Raw genomic sequence first — 20,740 nt, forward strand, 5'->3', positions numbered from 1 at the left:
CTTCCCCCAGGAGGCCGGACATTCCTTATTCCCTGCATCCGATCTCTAATTATGCAAAAGAGATGCCACACTCCCGCTTTTTACCTTTTCCCCGAATGAAGCCCCCCGCTGCAACAAGCAATGTATCTTGAGGGGAATCAAGACGGACTCGCCCGGCTGTTCCGCCCCAAAATTTCCCTCCTGCTGACCCTGACCGGGCAAAACTTTCCTCCCCTCCTGCCTCCACTTCAGGGACCCCGGACTTTTTCCAGACATGCCCTCGCCTCTGTGAGCCCCCCAAAAAGGCCCTTGACAGCCCTTATTTTGTGGTATAAGGTTAGTCCAAAAATCAGAGCAAAAAAGAAAATCCATGGCAATTCCGGAGAAAAAATCCTCACACCCTTTCAGGTCTATAGCCGAAACCAAACTGGCCCACGAAAAAATCGTCGATCAGATCCGAAACGCCATATTCGAAAGAAAACTCCGACCCGGGGAAAAGCTCCCCACTGAAAGACAATTGGCTGACATCTTCAAAACAAGCCGGGTGACGGTCAGATCCGCCCTCTTAACCCTCAAAAACGGGGGGCTCCTGGAGGTAAAGCAGGGGAAGAACGGGGGAGCCTTCGTAGCGGAGGATATCGGAGAGGCGGAACTGGCCCGTGTCCTGAGGGACATCATCGGCCTAAAGGGTATCAGCATCGATCATGTGATCGAGGTCAGGCTCATGATCGAACCCCAGATAGCTTACCTTGCAGCCAAAAACGCAGATCAATCAGACATTGAGACTATTTGGGCAACGATTCAAGAACTCGACCACCTCTTCAGAGAAAAAAGCACCTTTCGCAGTTCGGACGAAAATTTTCACAAGGCCCTTGCCCGAGCGGCCAAAAACCCCATGTTGACCGTATTCCAGGCTTCTCTCATCGACGTATTGTTCAAGTTCATCTACACCATCGCCTGGAAGCGGGAACACAAGGAAAACATTCTCAATCACCACAGGAAAATCGCGGAGAAGATCGAGGAGCGTTCCCCGGAGGCCGCTAGGGAGGCCATGGTGGAACATCTCTCCGACATGAAGCGCATTCTCTCACAGTTGCCCACCGCCAAGACCCTGGAATGGTTCCGTTGAGGGCCAGGGCTCTCCTCCTGCGCGCGTCACTCTATCCAGGCTCGACCCTCACACCATCCGAGACCGTCTCCGCCGATTGTCCATCATCGTTGCTCCCTCTTTACCCTGATTCAGAGAGAAAGGGGGTGAAGAAGACCACGGGAAAGGGGGAGACGGCCCTGTCTTCAAGGCACGGTTCAATTAAGTTTCCAACCTTCAGCGGAAAGGAGTTGAAAATGAGGAGGCATGTTTATTTCCTGTTTGCGGCCCTGTTCCTGGTCCTCTCTTCAGCGCCGGTTCATGCCAAGGGCCCCGTGAAACTCAAGATGGTCTCCTTCCTCCCCAAAGGTGACACCAACATGACCGCCTGGATGGCCTACATCAAGGATGTCAATGAGAAGGCAAAAGGGGAACTCGAGATCGTCTTTACCGGTGGCCCGGAGGCCATTCCCGGCTTCAAACAGTTCGAGGCCTTGCGAAACGGTGTCGTGGATATGATCTTCGGGTGTGAATCTTACTACGGACGGCAAGTGACTGGAGCTGCATATTCCCACCTCACCCGTCTCGACCCCATCAAGGAGCGTGAGAACGGCTATTACGATTTAAGGGTCAGTCTATTCAAAAAACACAATATTCATTACCTTGGAAGGGCTGAATTCGGCGTGTGGTTTCAAATCTTCACCAACAAGCCCGTAAAGCGGCCCCAGGAATTGGCGGGGCAGAAAATCCGCGTCTCCGCCACTTACGAACCCTTTGTAAAAAAATTGGGGGCTGTCCCTGTCACCCTTCCCGGTTCGGACATTTACACGGCGCTTGAGCGGGGCACGATAGACGGTTATGCTTGGTCCGCCCTTGGAAACGTCCAAGCGGGATGGTGTGACGTATGTCGCTATATAATTGAGCCCAGGATTTACCAGATGAACATCGAGGGGCTTGTCAATCTCAAGACGTGGCAACGCCTTCCCGCTCGCCTCCAGAAAATCATGACCGATTGCATGATCGCTAACGAAAGAAAATACAGCCGGGTTATGGCCGACATCGCCGAGAAAGAATTGCAGGAGATGCAGAAAAGGGGAATGAAGCTGATCAAGTTCTCTCCCGAAGATTCCCGGTGGTACGTGGACCTAGCCTACGAGGCGGGCTGGGAGGAAGTCATCAAGCAGAATCCGGAACTGGGTACCAAGCTCCGCAAATTACTCAGTCCATGAGGCGTGCGAAGAGTGGGATTCCTTTCAACCACCGACCGCATCTTTGACGTCCTGCTGAAGGTCCTTGCCTGGCTTGCGGGCATCCTGATGATGTTCGCCCTTGCGAGCGTCAGCGTCGACGTCGTGCTGAGGTACTTTTTCAACAAACCCATAGGGTGGGTGCTCCAAATCAGCGAGTACATCCTTCTCTACATCCCTTTTCTGGCGGCAGGCTATGTCCTCAGGCAGGAAAGCCACATCCGGATCGATATCGTGCTGAACCGGGTCAACCGGAGGTTACAAAACAAGATCAACATGATCACCTCTCTTCTCGGAGCCCTTGTCCTCCTGATTCTCGCTTATTACGGCGCCTATGTTACCTACGATTTTTATCAAAGGGGAGTACCCACTCTAAAATACCTAAAAATCCCTGAATTCCTTGTCATCATGGTGATTCCCGTGGGTTGTTTCTTCTTCGCCGCCGAATTCGTGAGAAGGGCCTGCAAATTATACAAAGAGGGCCGTACTGGAACCCTTTCGGGAAAAAACTCGAACTGAAGTCTTCGTTCGAAGGCGAGGGTTTTTCTCCCATTCCCCGAGAGGAACAATAAATGGATTGGTGGCTCGCACTAATTCTCATGTTGGGCGTCATGGTCATCCTGATGTTATCGGGCATGCCGGTCGCCGTTTCCTTCCTCCTGGTCGATATCCTGGGGGCATTTCTTTTTCTGGGGGGGGATGCAGGCATCGTTCAATTGATCCTGAACATGATGGAAAGCCTCACCTCCTTCAGCCTTCTTCCGGTCCCCCTTTTCATACTCATGGGGGAGGTGATGTTTCATTCCCGCTTGGGCTTCAAGGCCATCGACGTCGTGGACCAGTGGATTGGGAAGGTCCCGGGGCGCCTCTCCCTTCTTGCCATTCTGGGCGGAGCCATTTTCTCCACCATGAGCGGCTCGACTATGGCCACTACTGCCATTCTGGGCTCCATGCTGGTGCCGGACATGCAGAAAAGGGGTTATCACAAGACCATGAGCATCGGCCCCGTCATGGGGAGCGGCGGGCTTTCGATGCTCATCCCGCCGAGCGCACTCGCCATCCTCCTTGCAGCTCTTAACCAGATATCCGTTGGGGGGCTCCTTATCGCAGGCATCCTTCCGGGTTGCCTCATCGCCTTTTTCTATGCCGCTTACGTGGTGATCCGCTGCCTGCTCCAGCCCCATCTTGCTCCGCCCTTCGAGGTTCCAAACCTTTCCTTGAGGGAAAAGTTGAAGGGCACCCTTCTCCACGTCCTGCCCCTCGGTCTCATCATCTTCCTGGTCATCGGTCTGATATTCTTGGGAATCGCCACCCCGTCCGAGGCGGCGGCCCTCGGAGCCCTTGGGACCATCCTCCTGGCTTCGGCATACGGGAAATTGGGTACCGAAACTCTGAAGAAAAGCATTATCGGAACGGTTCGGGTCACCTCCATGATGTTCATGATCATCGTCGGCTCCATGACCTTCAGCCAGATCATGGCCTTCTCGGGGGCCAGCGCAGGTCTCATTCGGGTGGTTACGGACCTGGATCTGCCGCCCATCATGATCCTGATCGCCATGCAGGTCCTCCTTCTCTTCCTGGGCTGCTTCATGGACAACCTTTCCATGGTGATGATCGCCATCCCTATCTTCCTCCCCATTGTCAATGCCCTTCATTTCGACACCCTCTGGTTCTCCCTGATCATGCTCATCAACATGGAAATGGCCAATACGACCCCGCCTTTCGGTCTCTTGCTCTTCGTCATGAAGGGAGTTGCACCGCCAGATACCACCATGGGTGACATCTACAAGGCGGGAATTCCCTTTCTCCTTTGCGACGCCATGGTGATGGTCCTGGTGATGATTTTTCCCCAGATCGCGCTTTATCTCCCGGGGCTCATGAAATGATCCGAAATCCCGCATCGATGAATTCCTCTGTAGGCGGTGGTGAAACGAGCCTCTTGTTTCGGGGGAAAGGCCCGGGGCCTGTTCTCCGCTACGAGAGACCTGTTGGTTCCTTCAGGGAGAGGCCCCGGCGGGGCCCTTACCGCTTTCCCGGTCTTCCGGATACCTTGAAAAACACGACATCTTCGGACTTTGAATTATCTCGGATTCTGACCTCAAGGAGCGAGAAACATGACTTTTAAAATCGGAGTGGACGTCGGAGGGACCTTCACGGATTTTCTGCTCGTGGATCCCGAGGGAAACGCGGAAATCTACAAGGTCCTTTCCACCCCGGACGATCCGGCCACAGCGGTGATGTCTGGATTCGCCGAGATGGCCGAAGGAAAAGGCCTGAGTCTTTCATCTTTTTTGAAGGATGTAGGCATCATTGTTCACGGCACCACGGTAACGACCAATGCCGTTCTCACGGGAAAGGTGGCCAAAACGGGACTTCTGACGACCAAGGGTTTCAGGGACGCCCTCCAGATGCGGCGGGGGATAAGGGAGGAACTTTACAACAACAAATACCTCCCTCCTCCACCCGTCGTACCCAGGTATCTGCGCATCCCGGTTGAGGAACGTGTTGATTATTCCGGGAAAATCGTGAAACAGGTTCTCCTTCAAGACGTTGAAAAGGGGATCGAAATTTTCAAAAAAGAGGGAGTCGAGGCCATAGCGATCTGCTTCATGCACGCCTATGCAAATCCCTGGAACGAACATCGGGCCGCGGAAGTGGTCCGCCAAGGCCTTCCCGAAACCTACCTCTCGGTTTCATCACAGATCCTGCCCCAGATCAGGTTTTACGATAGGGTAAGCACCACAGTCCTCAATTCCGCAGTGGGACCCCTCCTGAGAAATTACCTTACGGCCCTGACCGGCAGGCTTAAAAATGAAGATTTTTCAGGGATCCTGCTCATTATGCAGTCCAACGGCGGAGTCACTTCTCCAGAGACGGTGGTGGATTTGGCCGCCAGTACCCTGCTCTCGGGACCCGCCGCCGCCCCCATAGCAGGAGCCGCCTACGCCGGTCTTCACGGCGAGGAGAATTTCATCACCATCGACATGGGTGGAACCAGTTTCGATGCCGCACTCGTAAAGGATTCAAAGCCCATGGTCACGACCAACGGAAAGGTCAATCGGCATGCCCTGGCCTTACCCATGATGGAGATCAACACCATCGGGGCGGGAGGGGGGAGTATCGCCTGGATCGACGAAGGGGGTCTCCTCCGAATGGGGCCTCAAAGCGCCGGAGCGCGGCCCGGTCCGGCCTGTTACGGGCTGGGGGGATCGGAGCCCACATGCAGCGACGCCAACCTGCTGCTGGGGTACCTGAACGAAGAGTATTTCGCGGGTGGAAAAATGAGGCTGGATACACCGGCGGCGGAACGGGCCATCCGCAACAAAATCGCCGATCCCCTGGGCATGAGCGTGGAGGAGGCCGCCTACGGCATGTTCCATATCATGAACGTGAACATGGCCTCTGCCATTAGGGAAATTTCCGTGCAAAGGGGTTACGATCCAAGGGAGTTTCTCCTGGTGTGCGCCGGCGGAGCCGGCCCGATCCACGCGGCCATGATTGCAATGGAGCTGGAAATTCCAAGGATCCTTATCCCTAAGGAATCCTCTATTTTCTGTGCCGCGGGGATGCTTCTCTCCGACCTCAAGCACGACTTCGTAGGGACCTATCACGTGGTCCTCTCGGAGGAGACGATCGATCGGACCAGGTTCCTGTCCCTGTTTGAAAAACTCCAAAAGGAGGGGGAGGAGGTCCTTTCAAGGGAAGACATCCCAGCGCCGGACCGCGCATATCGCTATTCCCTTGACCTCAGGTATGTCGGGCAATACCACGAAGTTAATGTCGCCATACCCCGTGAGGAGCTCCAAAAACTCCGCCTGGAGGACATCAAAGAACGCTTTCACCAGGCCCATGACCGGCTCTACGGTTACTCTCTGAAGGGAGAGGGCAGAGACATCGAGATGGTAAACCTAAGGATGACGGCCATCGGCACCACCCAGAAACCGCACTTCAAGAAAGAGGCTTACCGTGGCAAGGACCCAAGGAGTTGCTTACGTGGAAGAAGGCGGGTCTTTGTGCCATCGGAGAGGGATTTCCTGAGTGTCGAGGTTTACGACGGAGATCGGATGGGGTACGGCCACCATCTCAAGGGCCCGGCCGTCATCGAACAGGTGAACACGACCATTTTCGTCCCCCCGCAATGGGAGATCGAATGTGACGAGTACGGCAGTTACCTTTTGACCCTCGTATGAGGCGGTTTGGAGGAAACCCATGGCCAAAAAGATCGATCCAATTCTCGCATCGGTTCTCCAGCGAAGACTCAAGTCAATCACGGAAGAGATGGGCCTTACCCTGCTGAGGACCACACGTTCCCCCATATTGAACGAAGCCCGGGATTTTGTCACCGGTCTCTACGACCCAAAAGGCAGGATGCTGGAGCAGACGGAGTACATCCCGGTTCTCGCCTTCGCCATCCAGCCCGCCTGCCAGCACATTGTCGATTATTTCGGAGAAGACATCCATCCCGGCGATGTCATACTCCACAACGACGTCTTCACCGGAGGAAACCAAAACGCGGACGTGGCGGTCTTCAAGCCCATTTTTCACGGGGACATTCTGGTGGCATGGGCCGCCTGCAAGGGTCACCAGGCTGACATCGGAGGAGCGGTTGCCGGGGGGTACAACCCGGAGGCACGGGAGGTCTGGCAGGAGGCCCTCCGGATCACCCCCGTCAAGATTTATGACGGGGGGATCTTCCGAAAGGACGTATGGGACCTGATCTTCGCCAACATCCGGTACGACATCGTGGCCGAGGACATCAAGGCCCAGATGGGAGGCTGCGTGGTCGGGGAGCGCGGTGTCAAGGCCCTCCTGGAAAGGTACGGCATTGAGACCTTCAACCATCACGTCGAATACCTCTTCGATGTCACGGAAAGAATGGTCCGAAGCGAAATCCGCGCCATACCGGACGGAACCTACCACGGGGAAAGCATCGTGTTCTATGACGGAATCCACGAAGATTCCAGGATGAAAATCAACCTAAACGTTACGGTTGAGGGGGACGGGATCACCTTCGACTTCACCGGGTCCTCACCCCAGACCGAAGGGTTCGTCAACGCCCCATACGCGGCCACGGCGTCCGCCGTACTTCTCACCTTTCTCATGCTCATCAATCCCGATATCCCACACAACGACGGGATCCTTCGCCCCATCAAGATCATCAACCCCGAAGGCTCCTTTCTCAATGCCCGGTTTCCCGCAGCCACCACCTTCGGCAACAGCATCACGGGCCCCAACGCGGACGCCATTTTAAAGGCCATGTCCCAGGCCCTTCCCAAGCGTGTCACCGCCGGGTGGAACCGATTCCTGGGATTCACCTTGACGGGCATGGACCCCAGAAAAAACAGGCATTATGTGGACATCCTTTTTCTCGCCCTGAAGGGAGGATCGGGTGCGACGTGGATGGCAGACGGTTACGATCACATCGGGCTCATCAACTGCGCCGGGGGCATCCTCGCCCAGGATTATGAAATGTTCGAAGTTCACGATCCCCATATCCTCATCAAGCACGAGTACCTGCCTGACTCGGCCGGGGCCGGCCGATGGAGGGGTGGACTGGGGGTGGAGACGGAATTCATTATCCAGGGCGAAAATGTTACGGGGATCGCCTTTGGAGACGGTATCGAGGAAGAGGCCCGGGCCTTCGGTTTTTTCGGGGGCAAGGCGGGGAGCCTTAACAGGATCGAGTTGCGTTACCCCGATGGAACCGTAAAGGTGCCCAAATCAAAGGAGATCATCCGCGATATCCCGAAGGGAACCGTTTTCTATGAAATGGCCGGAGGAGGGGGCGGATACGGTGACCCCCGTGAAAGACCCGTTGAAAGGGTCCTGGAAGACGTTCGGAACGGGGTCGTCTCCCCCAGGAGCGCCCGGGACGATTACGGTGTCGTCGTAGACGCCGAAACACTGAGAGTGGACGAGGCTGCCACTAAAAGATTGCGGGGAGAATCACATGAATGAACCCTATGTGGATCACATCGGCATCATTGTAGAAAACCTGGAGGAAGCCCTGAGATTGTTTGAGGAGATCTTCAATCTGAAGGCTACGAAAGTCGTGGATATGGCCGAAGTGGGGTTGAGGGTCGCCACCCTGAAGGCGAGTAACATCGACCTGGAGTTGATTCAGTATCTGGAGGAGAAAGAGGGGATCGCCCGCAAGGCCATGGGGGTCCGGAAGGGCATCAACCATATTTCTTTCAGGGTAAAGGACGTTGTCACCTCGCTCGTAGAACTTAAAGGGAAAGGCCCGGAAGTGACGGAGGGTTTCCCCAGGCAGGGAAGCCATGGGCCGGTGGCCTTTTTTCGCCCTGAGACCACCCAAGGAATTCTGCTTGAAATCTGCGAGGGTGACGGCTGAACCGAAGGACGGCTCCCCATACGGAAGTCATCAATCCCGGATACGCTAGTGTGGAAACCGGGCCATGACATGCCAATTCATTCCAGGGAGGGAAACATGACGAATCTTTCGCAAAGAAGACTCTGGAACGAGAGGATAGAAACGCTCTCACGAGACGAGATCAGGGCCCTGCAACTGAAAAGACTCAAGGAGCAGGTTCGTTACAACTATGATCGCTCTCCCTTTTACAGGGCAAAATTCGATCAGGTAGGTGCAAGGCCTGAAGACATCCAAAGCTTCGAGGATTTCACTAAGATTCCCGTCATGACCAAGGATGAACACAGGAGGATCCAGGAAGAATCCATAGAAAGGTACGGAAACCCTTATGCCCTCTTGGCCTGCGCCCCGAAAGAGAAGATCATAAGGATCAACTCCACTTCCGGCACCACTGGGATGCCTACCCTCTATACCCTGACCCGCCACGATGTGGAGATCGTCAACGAGATGCATGCCAGGAAATACTGGCGGGCAGGTATCCGGCCGGGAGACGTGATGCTCCAGGCCCTCTCCCTCAGCATGTTCACCGGAGGACTTCCCCTGTCCCAGGGAATTATGCACATGGGGGCCTGCGTGGTTCCCGTGGGAATCGAGGGCGGAACCAAGAGGGTGCTGGAATTCCTGAGGCTCACCTCCCCGGTGGCAATCATCGCAACACCTTCCTTCGGCCAGTACCTCATTGAGAAATGCCCCCGGCTTACGGGGAAACCCGCAACGGAACTCGGCCTCAGGTGGTTTTTCTGCGCCGGGGAACCTGGAGGGGGAAACCCGGAAGTCCGGAAAGTTTTGGCGGAGGGCTTCGGGGCCAAGGTGTTCGACCACACCGGCGGAGGACACGCCTTTCACGGCATTTCCTGTGACGAACCTCCCGAACGATTCAGCGGAATGCATTTCGTCTCCGAAGACCACTGTCTGCTGGAACTCGTGGACCCGGGCACCAAGGAACCCGTAAAAATCGAGGATGGGGCTGTAGGGGAAATGGTCTTCACATTCCTCGACTGGGAGGGAGGCCCTTTCATGCGCTATGCCCTCGGGGACATGCTCCAGGTCTTTACGAAGCCTTGTACCTGTGGGATGCCAGGCATTCGGTTCAAGATCATCGGGAGGGCCGACGACATGCTCATAGTAAAGGGGGTCAACGTATACCCCGAGGCAATCCGAACCGCCGTCCTCAAGTTCACTCCACGCGTCACGGGGTTCTTCCGGATCCTTCTCGATAAGCCTGGTCCCCTTGTCCCACCCCCCTTGAATATCAGGATCGAGTACGGTCCGGGAGTGAAGGAGACGGACCTTTCCGAGCTCGAGGAACAAATGGTCCGCTACTTCAAGGAAGAGATAAGAATCACTCCCCGATTCCAATGGGTTCCTCCTGAAACCCTCCCCAGGGAGAAGAAAAAAACCCGATACGTCGAAGTCCTCGGGGAAAATGACTGACTGCGAGGCAGATTTCATGCAGAGGGAAGACATTCTTAAAGGCATAAAGATCCTCATCGTCGATGACGAGCCCGATATCCTTCGAACGCTTCAGGAGGTGCTCGATTCATCCATCCTGGACCCTGCGACAGATTTTGAAGCGGCAAAGGATCTTCTCGAAAAAAACACTTATGATGCCGCCATCCTTGATATTATGGGAGTCAGGGGGTATGAGCTCCTGGCTCTGACGAGGAAAAAAGGAATCCCCACCCTGATGCTGACGGCACATGCCCTCAGTCCGGAAAATCTGGTCGCCTCTCTCAAGAAGGGAGCGAACGCCTATATCCCCAAGGACAAGATTGCCGACATCCGCATGTTCTTGGAGGACGTCCTGGAAGATCGGGGGAAGGGTCACAAGAAGCTGGGAAGGTGGTTTTCCAGGCTGGAACCATTTTTTGAAGAAAAATTCGGTGCCTACTGGAAAGAGAAATCCGATCCCGAGTTCTGGAAGAAGTATTACTGACGACTTCAATCCCGGGAAAACCCGCTCGATGCAGTCTCCGTCATTCATCGTTCCCTCTTCGAATCGGGCGGATTTCCGAGATCCCAACCCGTTAACGGCCGGAGGAGGTTGGTATCATGAATGATATCCCGGATCTGAGCGTGTCCGTCGCCGGAGTTCGGTTCAAGAGCCCCGTACTGGCCGCCTCCAGCGAATGCAGTTCAGATGTTCCACTGATTGAAAAACTTGCCGGGACAGCGGCCGGAGGGATCGTCACCAAGACCTTCACAAGTAGAGAGGAACACAAGGTCCGGGTCCGCCCCTACCAGTTTCCTCTGCAGGTATTCGGAAAAGATTACAAGGAAGGGAATTGCCTTCTCTCCCTGGCGGCCCCCCACGTGGAGGATATCGGGCCATGGCTCGACAAGATTTCGAGGATGGCCGAAATCTGCCGTGCCTCATCCATGCCGTTGATCGCCAGTTACTTCGAGGTCCCGGAGAACCTTCCCCTCTGGATCCGCAGGGCGAGGGCCTTTGAAAAGGCGGGGGCCGACATGATCGAGTTGAATTTCTCCTGCCCCCATACCTCCAGGGTCTTCCACCAGGGGTTCGAAGTCCCGATAGAAATCATCTCGAGGGTCAAGGAGCACACTTCCATACCGGTCGGTCTTAAAATCGGCCCGACGCTTGAACCCCTGGAATCGTTCATAGCGTCCTTACACCGGGCATCCCCGGATTTCATCACCGCCCACAACGCTCCAGGGGGGATCCTCATCGACGTGGAAAAGGAGGTGCCCTTCGGGGCTCCCGCCATCGAGGGCTACGTCATGGGCCGGGCGTTTCTTCCCTATTCCCTCGCCAGGATCGTTCGTATACGAAGGGAATCGGACATCCCGCTCATCGGGATAGGCGGAATTGGAGCCCCCCGGGATGCCTTGCAATACCTCCTGTGCGGGTGCCACCTGGCGGGCATCGGATCCGGGCTCTATTTCGGCGGGTTCGAGATCCTGGACAGGATCCATCGCGGTATTTCAGCATGGATGAAAAACAAGGGATATCGCTCTATCGACGAATTCAGGGGAAAGGTACTCCCTCTTATCACGGACCCCGCGACCCTCGGCGCAAAGGAGAAGTATCCCTTCGTCATGCCGCCGGAGTGCCCTTACGTCCCGGTCGTGGATGAAAGCAAGTGCAATCTCTGCCGCGCCTGCGAAAAGGCTTGCATCTACGACGTATTCAGGATGGAGGCCGAAAAGGAGGGTATCAGCGTTGATGAAAGCAGATGCTGGAGCTGCGGGTTCTGTGTCGGTATCTGTCCCGGGGGCGCCATCGAGCTGAGGGACCGGCGGTACAGGGAAAGGGTCATCTGGAACAACCAGGGGACGGCGATCCCTTTCCAGTGAAAGGCCGGGTGGACCTTTTCCCTTCCATGTGGAAACTCCCGGGGGCGAGAAAAACGTTTACCAAGCGGAGACTAAACTACTATCGGCTGAAGCCGATAGCTTTAAGGGCCAAGGGGCCAAGTGAAAATCATTTTTCCCTTAAATCCCGATTTCTCACTCGAACCCTGGACCCCTTGAATCCTTGAACCCTACTCAAAAAAACAATCAGACCAAAGTCTTCGCCTGAAGGCGAGGGATTTTCTCCCATTCCCAGTATGGGACATTAAAAGGGGTCTCATCCCCGAAATATCCCTCGGAAAGATATGAAAATCCTTGCTACTCAAAGAATCGGGAAAAGGACCCACCGCTTAGTCAAGGATGAATCTGGACCCCACGCTGTTCAGGATAAAGGCCTCGGGGAAGGCCTCTGAAAACCTTCCGACGGCCTTCCATCCCGTGCAGTGCATAGGGACCAAGACTTTCGGGTCCATGGGCTTCATAGCCTCGACGGTCTTCTCGATGACGGGTTCAAAGACCGGACCTGAAAGGTGAAAACCCCCGATGATCGTATGGATCGTCTCGATGCCCGTGATCTTTTTTCCATAAAGAACCGTATTGATAATCCCCGAGTGGGCGCAACCCGAGACCACGACCAGTCCCTTGTCCTTCAAATGGATCACCAGGGACTGGTCGTCCCGAATGGGATCTTGTTCTTCTTTTCCTTCCCTCTCGATGACCGCAGCGGGGAATCCTTTCTCGAAATCGGTAGTCCTCTCCACCTCCCCTGTAACCAGGATCATGTCTCCCGCCAGCAGAACGGGGGCTTCGGATTCCTGGATGCGGGCCCCTCTCTTCTCTAATTCATCCCTCTTCAGGGTATCAGGGAAGAGAAGTCTGCGCCCGTCCTCGAGTTTCAGGTACCGGGGGGCATAAAAGGCTGCGGGATGCACCACCAGGGGCACGGGGCCAGGATGATCTTCGAGGATGGGATAAAGGGCCCCGGTATGGTCCATATGCCCATGGCTCAGGACGATGGCCTCCACCTCCCCCAGGTCGACCCCCAGGAGCCGGATATTGTGTGGAACCCCTATGGCCGTGTGTCCGGTATCAAAGAGAACGGTATGTCTCTCTCCTTTCCCAAACACTGTTACGAGCAGAGAGAGACCGTGCTCGGCCACCAGGGTGTCTTCAGAAATCATCCCGTCCCTCTCTGTGGATGGCCTAGTCACCACATCCCCGCTCCTCAGAAGCAGGTCCACATAATTGTCCATAAGGGTCAGGATTTCTACACGCTCCGCCGCCTTTAGAGAGAAATGGCCTTGGTTCATTCCCATCCTCCTTTCATCCCAAACTATGCATTAATAATGAAATTGATCTTTATTGCAATATGTTAAAGCATTCTGACAGCACCCGATGGGTGAAGGGTAAAGGGATGTTCCCTCCGCTACGTTCGCGCCAAACAGCCGGCGGGCAAGCGTTCATGCAAATTTGGGTTCATCTCAGGATTTCTCCCGGTTTCATTTACCCTTTATTTTACGCGCCTTCTGCTTTTGAATCCCGGTCAATTCTTCCCAGAGGGCATCAACCTGCCTCCGGGTCTCCTCCAGGCTGTGTTCGTTGTGAATGACATAGTCGGCATACCCCACCTTCTCTTCGATAGGAAGCTGGGCCTTGAGGATGTTTTCGGCCTGCTCCACCGTGATTCCGTCCCGTTCCACCAGCCGCTCGATCTGCTTCTCTCTGGGGGTGTAAACAAGCAGGACCTTGTGGTAAAGATACTGGAGGTTCAACTCGATCAGCAACGGGATCTCCACCTGGATGACCGCCCCCGGGTTTTCTCTTGCCAACCGGTTGACCTTCTCCCGAAAGGCCTCATCGATCCTGGGATGGGTAAAGCTTTCCAGCTTCTTTCGCTTTTCCATGTCCCTGAATACAATATCCGACAACTTCTTGCGGTCAATGGTCCCGTCCTCCCCCAAAACCTGCTTCCCGAAGTAGTCCACGATGTCCCTCCAGGCCGGTCTTCCCGGGCGGACTACTTCTCTTGCCAAGTCGTCGAAGTTAATGAGGGGCGCCCCCTTCTCCTCCAGCATCCTCGTCACGGTGCTCTTTCCCGTGGCGATACCGCCCGTTACGGCCAGGAGCAGCCGGTCGTCCTTTCCCCTCACCTCTTCCAGCTTCTCCAGGGCCCCGTATGCCGGAGGAAAGGCATCGGTGAGATCCATTTCAGGACCCGCGTAGCTGATCGGGTACCTGACGCCTCTGCGGTAGAGGGCTTCCATCCCCCGGAGGGCCTTTTCCATCATCCCGGCCGGCAGTGCCATGACCAGATCCTCGTCCCGGGCATGGCCGTACCTCCGCTCCCCGTAACAAGGGATGGCCAGGGAGGGCCGGCCGGTCAAGTAGCAACGGGCGATGGCATCGGAGCAGGAAGACTCCCCCACGCAATGAAAAGTCATGACTTCGTAGTTTTCAAACTGGAGGGAATTGATGAGGAGCATGATTTGGGCCGGATTGGCGTATATCAGCACGATGTCCGGGTCAAAGGGATTGTAGACAAGGGGCGCCAGGGCCACGGCCTCGTAACGTCCCAGCGGAAGGCGGGGAATGGACTCCTCGTATTTCCTACCCTCTTCCTTGGTCCGGGTCCAGACGATACTCCGGAAAGTGCCGTCCTTGTAATAGTCCGGTGTATCCGCCAGCCCTATAACGGACGGGCACATGGGGGAGGGAAAGTCGTCCCGCTCCGCCCCGACTGTCCAATCGGCATTTCGGACCAGGGTGATCATCTGGCAAAGCGTCACCTTGTGCTTCATACGCCGCATGAAGGGAATCTTCTCAAGATCCCCTTTCTTCTCAAGCATTTTGAAGGCAACGGGGAAGGAGGTCAGCCTCATCAATTGCTCCATCCTTCTGATAAGCGTTCCCCAATCCGGGCCTTTCAACCCCTTCGCCATTTCCTTTCCTCCATTGGATTCTGTACTTTTATTCCCTTCCGGAACGGTGCCCGGAAAAACTTGCGCTTCCCCGGCCCTTTGGGTGTTCCCGGAACCTGTTGCTGCCCTGTTTCTCCGGGCCTCACCCCCCCCGGCAACCTTCTCATGCTTTACAGGCGGCGGCCAAGCCTTTTCGGTAGGCTACGGGAGAGAAATCCCCCTCCCTCAAGGCCCGGACCAGGTCCTTCTCGTTACGAATCGAGCGGCCGAATCGCGTCGCGTAAAGCCCCACCTCCTCCACCTCGTGGGCATCGCTCCCCCCCGTAACAGGAAGCCCGATCACCTCCGCAACACGGGATGCCAGGGCGTTCTCCCTTTCCGTAACCTTGCCGTTCAGGGTCTCCAGGGCATCCACGAATTGAAAAAGCCTTCGTTTTCCAGCCTCTTCCGGCGTCAGGCCGAGATCCCCGGCCCCGAAGACCAGAAAACCCCTGAAGGGATGGGCGGCCACCATGAACCCGCCGGCCTCTCTGACCTTTTCCCGCAAGGCCTCCAGTGTGATGAGTCCCCGGATGTCCTCATCGAGTCCGAAGACCAGGATGTCCCCCTGCTCCGTGGTGATCTCGTTCCCTCTCAAGACCATGAAACCGTGTTTCCGGGAGAGGGCTTCACATTCTTCCGCCCGCCAGAGATGATTGTGGTCGGTCAGGCAAATCCCGTCCAGCCCGATCCGACGCGCCTCTTCTATGAGGGCATCCACGGATGCCGAACTGCAGGGAGAGCCCTGGGCGGTGTGAACGTGAAGATCGATGATAGTTCCCCCGACCGTATCCTTCAGGGTTTTCCCAGGGGAGACCGTCCCTGGGACACCCCCTTCAAGAGTGCCCGAATCCGCTCCCCCGGATGACTCCGAGGTCTCCCCGGCCTTTTCCTCCACCGGATCCCCTCCGGCTTGCCCCACGGCCTCCCGGGCGCAGTGGCAACATTCGAGGAGCAGGTTGGCGAAATGGCGACAGGCCTTCCGCCCGATCACCTTCTGGACCCTTCCCTTGAATCCCTCTTCCATGATCCTGAAACCCACCGCCCCTTCAAGGAGTGGAATCGCCCTGTGACACTCCGGCGTCGTCCAGCGGGTCCACCTGCCCTTGATGGCAAGGATTTCCATCTGGGGGATCCCCACGGAGAGATCCAGCTCCAGCCCGTAGATATCATCCTCCAGGACCCCGTGAACTTTCAGGCTCCCTTCTCCTTCCCTGGTGACCGTGACCAGCTTGTTCCTCATGAACCTGAGCATGGTGTTCTCCCGGCACTCCTCCCTATCTCTCGTCGACGGGTTCAAGCCCTTCAACCAGTGAACTACCCGGTGCATAAGCAGCGCATCGATTGACCAGCCTCAGGTTCTCCCTGGCCATCCCTGCATAGAACTTCCGGGCTTCCTCGACGTCTTGGGGGGCCTTTTTCAGGGTCTCCTTGGTGAAGGTCAAGATCACCCCGTGGCAGCATTCTTCCACCATAAAGGCCAACTGTTTCACCCCCTCGTCCTCTCCCAGCAATCCCCTGATGATCTTTCCCATTCCTGGGCCCACACGGATTCCCACCACCTTCTTTAAGGTTCCCACAGCCTCTGAAAGGGCTTTCCCATCACTCCTATAAACTTCCCCCTTGGCGGCCAGCACCTCCAGGTCCGGAAGCTTTACCCTGATCTCCACGAAGACGTCCAAGCCCGTGTCCTGAAGGCGGCACCAGGCCCTCAGCATCTTCTCATCTACTTGCTCAACACTCGTGCAGCGGTTCCTGCAAAAAGCCACCAAGCCACCCATGAGGCCGAACTCCTTTCATTCGTCTTTCCTCGGGAACGCCACTCCCGGACGCTATCCCAGCCTCCGGCCGGCAGGAAAGACCATTTCAACTGGTGCCCATCCACGAACTAACGCCCCTTCCACACAGGCTTCCTCTTTTCAAGAAAGGCCAGGACCCCTTCCTGGGCATCCTCCGTCATACAGAGACTTGCGAACACCTCGTTTGTATATTCCAGCGCCTTGGCGAATTCAAGGTCGGACATGCCATAAAAGGCCTGTTTACCCATTTGAAGGGCCACAGGGCTTTTCGAGGCCAGCTTTTCCGCCAGGGCCATGGTCTCCTCCTCAAGCCTGTCCTTGGGGACCACTCGGTTCACCAGTCCCCAGCGTTCCGCTTCCTCGGCATCGATCAAATCTCCGGTCATCAGCAACTCTAGGCACCGCTTCCTGCCGAGGGACCGGGAGAGGGGAACCGCGGGTCCCATACAGAAAAGTCCCACGTTTACGGCCGTGGCTCCGATCTTTGTTCCTTCCGCCACGATCGCCAGGTCGGCGGCGGCCAGCAGCCCCACCCCGTTTGCAACGGCATAGCCCTGGGCGGAGACGATCACCGGTCTTTTCATCCCGGCAATGACCAGGAAGACCCGTTCCATGGCCCGGATCCACTCCCTGTATTCCGGGAGCGATTTTCCGAAAAAATCCTTGAGATCGATGCCCGTGCAAAATGCCTTGCCAGTACCGTTGACGACCACGACCCGAACCTCTTCCCTCCGGTCCATTTCTTCCAGGATCCGGCATAGCCCCTCCGCCAGGGACCGGTCAAAGGTGTTGAACTGCTCCGGCCGATTGAGGGAAATCACGCCCACATGGCCCCTTGTCTCCACCAGAATACTTTCATCGGACATCATCATGACCTTCCCCCTCCTGGTCTACCTAGTGTCCATCCATAAATGAGAACATTTATGGATGGACACTACCTAAAATTACCGCTTCCTTGTACCCGTGCGGTTCTAATGCCCCCCCGGAAATCCTTCCGCCGCTACAAGGGAACCAAACACATGCGCCGCGCCCGCAGGTAATGTTTCGGGATCCGGTCCTGGGCGGCACCCCATGCCCCCAGGAAAGGAAAGACAAAAACGTCCCCCGCTTTGATCCCCCCATAAGCGCCCGCAAAAGGTCGGCCTATTCCTCCAGTAGGACCCCGCCCGGCCCATTCAAGGATCCCAAAGGGATCGCCGCCCCCTTCTTTTATATCCCCTTCCCGTACCAAGAGCAATCCGGAGGCTTCGAATGCCCGGATTCCGGGATCGAGCCACAGATCGAAATCCGGGAAGATTTCTCTCACCATTTCAAGGACCTCGGCCGTTGGGGCCTGGGCCACCCTTCCCGTTTCATCCTTTCGCAAAACCACCGCACCCTCCCCCAAAACAATGAGTCGTTCTCCTGGAACAGCGGAAGACAGGTCCGACATCCAATCGACCGTCTCCCTCGGGATTCCCTCCCTCAAAACCCCGTCCAAGCCTTTCAGGTAAAAACCCATCCAGGAAACGGGAAACTCCTTCAGGCCCCGGATCACCCTTTCTACGCCCTTTCTTACCGACACCCCCGAAATATCCTCTTCGCGCCGGGATCCAAGATCCAAGCTCACGAAGATCCAGGCACCTTCAGGACCACCGGAGAGATCTTCGAGTCGAACGGCCTCATCCAGGACCCGGCAGATACAGGCGGTGAGAAGTTCCGGGACCGGCCCGTCCATCTCGCCCCCCTGGACCAGGAGAACCCGGCTTCCCCCAAGATTCGACAGGGACATTGAGAGTCGCTTGGTTTCCCGGGTGGAGGTGCAGGTGAAGCCGGCGCCCATACGAAGGGCCTTGTCCAGGATATCCGGGTGAAAGCCGATCCCACAAGGGAAGAAAACCTCCTTTACATCTTCTAAGTATAGGAAATCAAACAGGATGTCATTGATAGTCTCCTCGTTGTATACCATACAGGGTGTAGTACTACGTCCCGCAATTTCCAGGAGTTCATCGTATCTCTCTCTCCACCAAGCGCCCCTTTGGGCAACAGAATGCAAAAGATTTCCAGAGTCAGGGTGTTTTTCATTCATGGTCAAGATAAGGGACCTTGGATCCAGCAGAGCCGGGACTCCCCGATCTCTCCGACCCTCCCGAAAAAGCAGGAGATCCCATCCAGTTTCGGGAAGATGCAGGCACGGGCCCCATGCTGTCTCCTTGAAAAAGAATCTGTATGGGTTTTTTCAGGCTAATACGTAGCCCCGATCCTGTCAAAGGATCATGTTTGACATGTCTTATCAAGAAGGGCAAGCGGATCAGACATGCGCTCCCCTTTGCCTTAACAACCACCCACGGGAACAATTTTGGGGTCCTTGCATCTGACCAAATTTTGCCATGGTCGGACAAAATTTTTCTAAAAATGCAGTTTCAGTGCATCCCATTTTCTCTCTGTGATTCTTCATCCCATTGATTGAACCGGGTATCAGGCCTCTTCCAGTCCTGGCATATCTCTTGCTCATCCAGGCTTTTTGCCAGTAAACATGTCCCTTTCAGGCGATATGAGCTGGAAGGGGCTGGCACACAGGATCCAGAAGGAGGAATATGAATGACCAGAATTTTCAATTCCGACCTAAGAGACAGTGCGACCCTTGAACATCCAGATCCCTTTCCTGTTCATAAGCTTAAGAGGGTGGACCGGCCTACAACTTTTATTGACGAAGCCAAGGTTCAACGGGTATCAGAGCGGGATGGGGGGTTTTACAGGGCCGGACACGGAGAATTCGGCCCAAGGCTTGAAAAGGAGTACAAGCGCTTTGTAACAAAGCACCCCCTCTCAGGTGCCCTTGATGCCATGACGGGCTATCTGGGTGAACTCGTTGAACCCCCGAAAGAAGAAATAGACTATTCAGGCACCGCGTGGGGCGCCTCATCCTGGGCGCCTATGCCTCAAGTGGCGAAGAAACAGGCCCCCGGCACGGATGATCCGCAGAGGATGGCAAGGCATATAAAGGAAGTCTGCTACTTCCTGAGGGCGGACCTGGTCGGCATTTGCAAACTCCCACCCTATGCCGTTTTCAGCCACCGGAAGGCTGACGGTGCACCCGTGGAATGTAACCACAAATACGCCATCGCCGTCCTGGTGGATCAGGACTGGCGAACCTCTTCGGCCACCAATGGGCATGACTGGATCAGCAATTCCATGAGTTTCCTGTCCTATTCCACGACCGCCTTCATCACCTGTATCGTGGCTGACTATATCCGGAGGCTAGGCTATCCCGCGAGGGCCCATCACGCCATGAATTACCAGGTGGTGGTCCCCCCGATCCTCCTCTGGGCGGGTCTGGGAGAGATGTGCAGGATTGGGGATATCGTCTTGAATCCTTTCCTGGGGCCCCGCTTCAAGGCAGGGATTATAACGACTGATCTTCCTTTGGCCGTAGACAAACCCATCGATTTCGGTCTCCAGGATTTCTGTTCCAAGTGCGGGAAGTGCGCCCGGGAATGCCCGTCCCAGGCCATCAGTTACGGCGATAAGGAGATGTATAACGGGTACATGAAATGGATGAACGACGTTGAGAAGTGTACCGCCATGAGGGTCGGTAACCCTAACGGTTCCGGTTGCGGGACCTGCATTAAGGTGTGCCCGTGGAACAAACCATATACCTTGTTCCACAGGGCCATAAGCTGGACCATGACCCATGTGCCCTTTGCCAGGCGTTTCGGAATATGGGGTGACGATCTTATGGGTTATGGGAAGGCGGACAAGAGAAGGAAATGGTGGCTTGACTTTGAAGAAATAGATGGGGAACTAAGGGTGCCGTCCCCTCCGCATGAGGAATGAACAGGCTTTACTCGGAACACCCTGATTTTCCCGAAACAAAAGGGAGACTGAATCGCAATTTCCCAACAGAATCAAATCAGATGTTCACCCACCCTCTACTACTACAACACCCTCCGGCCCGGCCAAGGGTTCAGGGTTCAAGGGTTCAA

The 20,740-nt window shown here is 55.7% G+C and carries 17 protein-coding genes; 11 read left to right on the forward strand and 6 right to left on the reverse strand.

Features of this window, described 5'->3' with window-relative positions:
* The first annotated feature begins 349 nt into the window (after positions 1–349).
* From JRF57_01675 to JRF57_01720, 10 genes are all read left to right on the forward strand, one after another.
* Positions 350–1,108, forward strand: coding sequence for a FadR family transcriptional regulator (locus JRF57_01675; GenBank protein ID MBW2302402.1), 759 nt, complete (start codon positions 350–352; stop codon positions 1,106–1,108).
* 215 nt (positions 1,109–1,323) lie between these two features.
* Positions 1,324–2,295 (forward strand): TRAP transporter substrate-binding protein DctP, encoded by a 972-nt coding sequence (gene dctP, locus JRF57_01680; GenBank protein ID MBW2302403.1) that lies wholly within the window; start codon positions 1,324–1,326, stop codon positions 2,293–2,295.
* A gap of 12 nt (positions 2,296–2,307) precedes the next feature.
* A complete protein-coding gene (locus tag JRF57_01685) occupies positions 2,308–2,832 on the forward strand; it encodes a TRAP transporter small permease subunit (GenBank protein ID MBW2302404.1) in 525 nt (174 codons plus the stop codon).
* Positions 2,833–2,885: 53 nt separating this feature from the next.
* Positions 2,886–4,199 (forward strand): TRAP transporter large permease subunit, encoded by a 1,314-nt coding sequence (locus tag JRF57_01690; GenBank protein ID MBW2302405.1) that lies wholly within the window; start codon positions 2,886–2,888, stop codon positions 4,197–4,199.
* A 228-nt stretch (positions 4,200–4,427) separates the two neighbouring features.
* On the forward strand, positions 4,428–6,503 hold the full coding sequence (locus tag JRF57_01695) for a hydantoinase/oxoprolinase family protein (protein ID MBW2302406.1): 2,076 nt from the start codon (positions 4,428–4,430) through the stop codon (positions 6,501–6,503).
* A gap of 19 nt (positions 6,504–6,522) precedes the next feature.
* The gene (locus JRF57_01700; protein ID MBW2302407.1) at positions 6,523–8,271 is read left to right on the forward strand and encodes a hydantoinase B/oxoprolinase family protein; all 1,749 of its coding nucleotides are present in this window, start codon (positions 6,523–6,525) and stop codon (positions 8,269–8,271) included.
* Complete coding sequence (locus JRF57_01705) at positions 8,264–8,668, forward strand: VOC family protein (protein ID MBW2302408.1); 405 nt, start codon at positions 8,264–8,266, stop codon at positions 8,666–8,668. The genes JRF57_01700 and JRF57_01705 overlap by 8 nt, the downstream gene beginning before the upstream one ends.
* Before the next feature lie 96 nt (positions 8,669–8,764).
* Positions 8,765–10,138, forward strand: coding sequence for an AMP-binding protein (locus JRF57_01710; protein ID MBW2302409.1), 1,374 nt, complete (start codon positions 8,765–8,767; stop codon positions 10,136–10,138).
* Between the two features lie 16 nt (positions 10,139–10,154).
* Positions 10,155–10,640, forward strand: coding sequence for a response regulator (locus tag JRF57_01715; protein ID MBW2302410.1), 486 nt, complete (start codon positions 10,155–10,157; stop codon positions 10,638–10,640).
* A 116-nt stretch (positions 10,641–10,756) separates the two neighbouring features.
* Positions 10,757–12,022: a 4Fe-4S binding protein gene (locus tag JRF57_01720; GenBank protein ID MBW2302411.1), complete on the forward strand. Its 1,266-nt coding sequence runs from the start codon at positions 10,757–10,759 to the stop codon at positions 12,020–12,022.
* Between the two features lie 347 nt (positions 12,023–12,369).
* On the opposite strand, the gene JRF57_01725 is transcribed toward JRF57_01720, so the two are convergent.
* The 6 genes from JRF57_01725 to JRF57_01750 form a co-directional block, all read right to left on the reverse strand.
* Positions 12,370–13,329 (reverse strand): MBL fold metallo-hydrolase, encoded by a 960-nt coding sequence (locus JRF57_01725; protein MBW2302412.1) that lies wholly within the window; start codon positions 13,327–13,329, stop codon positions 12,370–12,372.
* A 189-nt stretch (positions 13,330–13,518) separates the two neighbouring features.
* Positions 13,519–14,958 (reverse strand): dephospho-CoA kinase, encoded by a 1,440-nt coding sequence (locus tag JRF57_01730; protein ID MBW2302413.1) that lies wholly within the window; start codon positions 14,956–14,958, stop codon positions 13,519–13,521.
* A gap of 142 nt (positions 14,959–15,100) precedes the next feature.
* On the reverse strand, positions 15,101–16,231 hold the full coding sequence (locus JRF57_01735) for a PHP domain-containing protein (GenBank protein MBW2302414.1): 1,131 nt from the start codon (positions 16,229–16,231) through the stop codon (positions 15,101–15,103).
* 22 nt (positions 16,232–16,253) lie between these two features.
* Positions 16,254–16,757, reverse strand: coding sequence for a hypothetical protein (locus JRF57_01740; GenBank protein ID MBW2302415.1), 504 nt, complete (start codon positions 16,755–16,757; stop codon positions 16,254–16,256).
* Positions 16,758–16,864: 107 nt separating this feature from the next.
* Positions 16,865–17,641, reverse strand: coding sequence for an enoyl-CoA hydratase/isomerase family protein (locus JRF57_01745; GenBank protein MBW2302416.1), 777 nt, complete (start codon positions 17,639–17,641; stop codon positions 16,865–16,867).
* Between the two features lie 134 nt (positions 17,642–17,775).
* Positions 17,776–18,810, reverse strand: coding sequence for a hypothetical protein (locus tag JRF57_01750; GenBank protein ID MBW2302417.1), 1,035 nt, complete (start codon positions 18,808–18,810; stop codon positions 17,776–17,778).
* A 545-nt stretch (positions 18,811–19,355) separates the two neighbouring features.
* On the opposite strand from JRF57_01750, the gene JRF57_01755 reads away from it, so the two are divergent.
* Complete coding sequence (locus JRF57_01755; protein MBW2302418.1) at positions 19,356–20,591, forward strand: reductive dehalogenase; 1,236 nt, start codon at positions 19,356–19,358, stop codon at positions 20,589–20,591.
* The last annotated feature ends 149 nt before the right edge of the window (positions 20,592–20,740 follow it).

The organism is Deltaproteobacteria bacterium (assembly GCA_019310525.1).
Taxonomy (GTDB): domain Bacteria; phylum Desulfobacterota; class DSM-4660; order Desulfatiglandales; family HGW-15; genus JAFDEE01.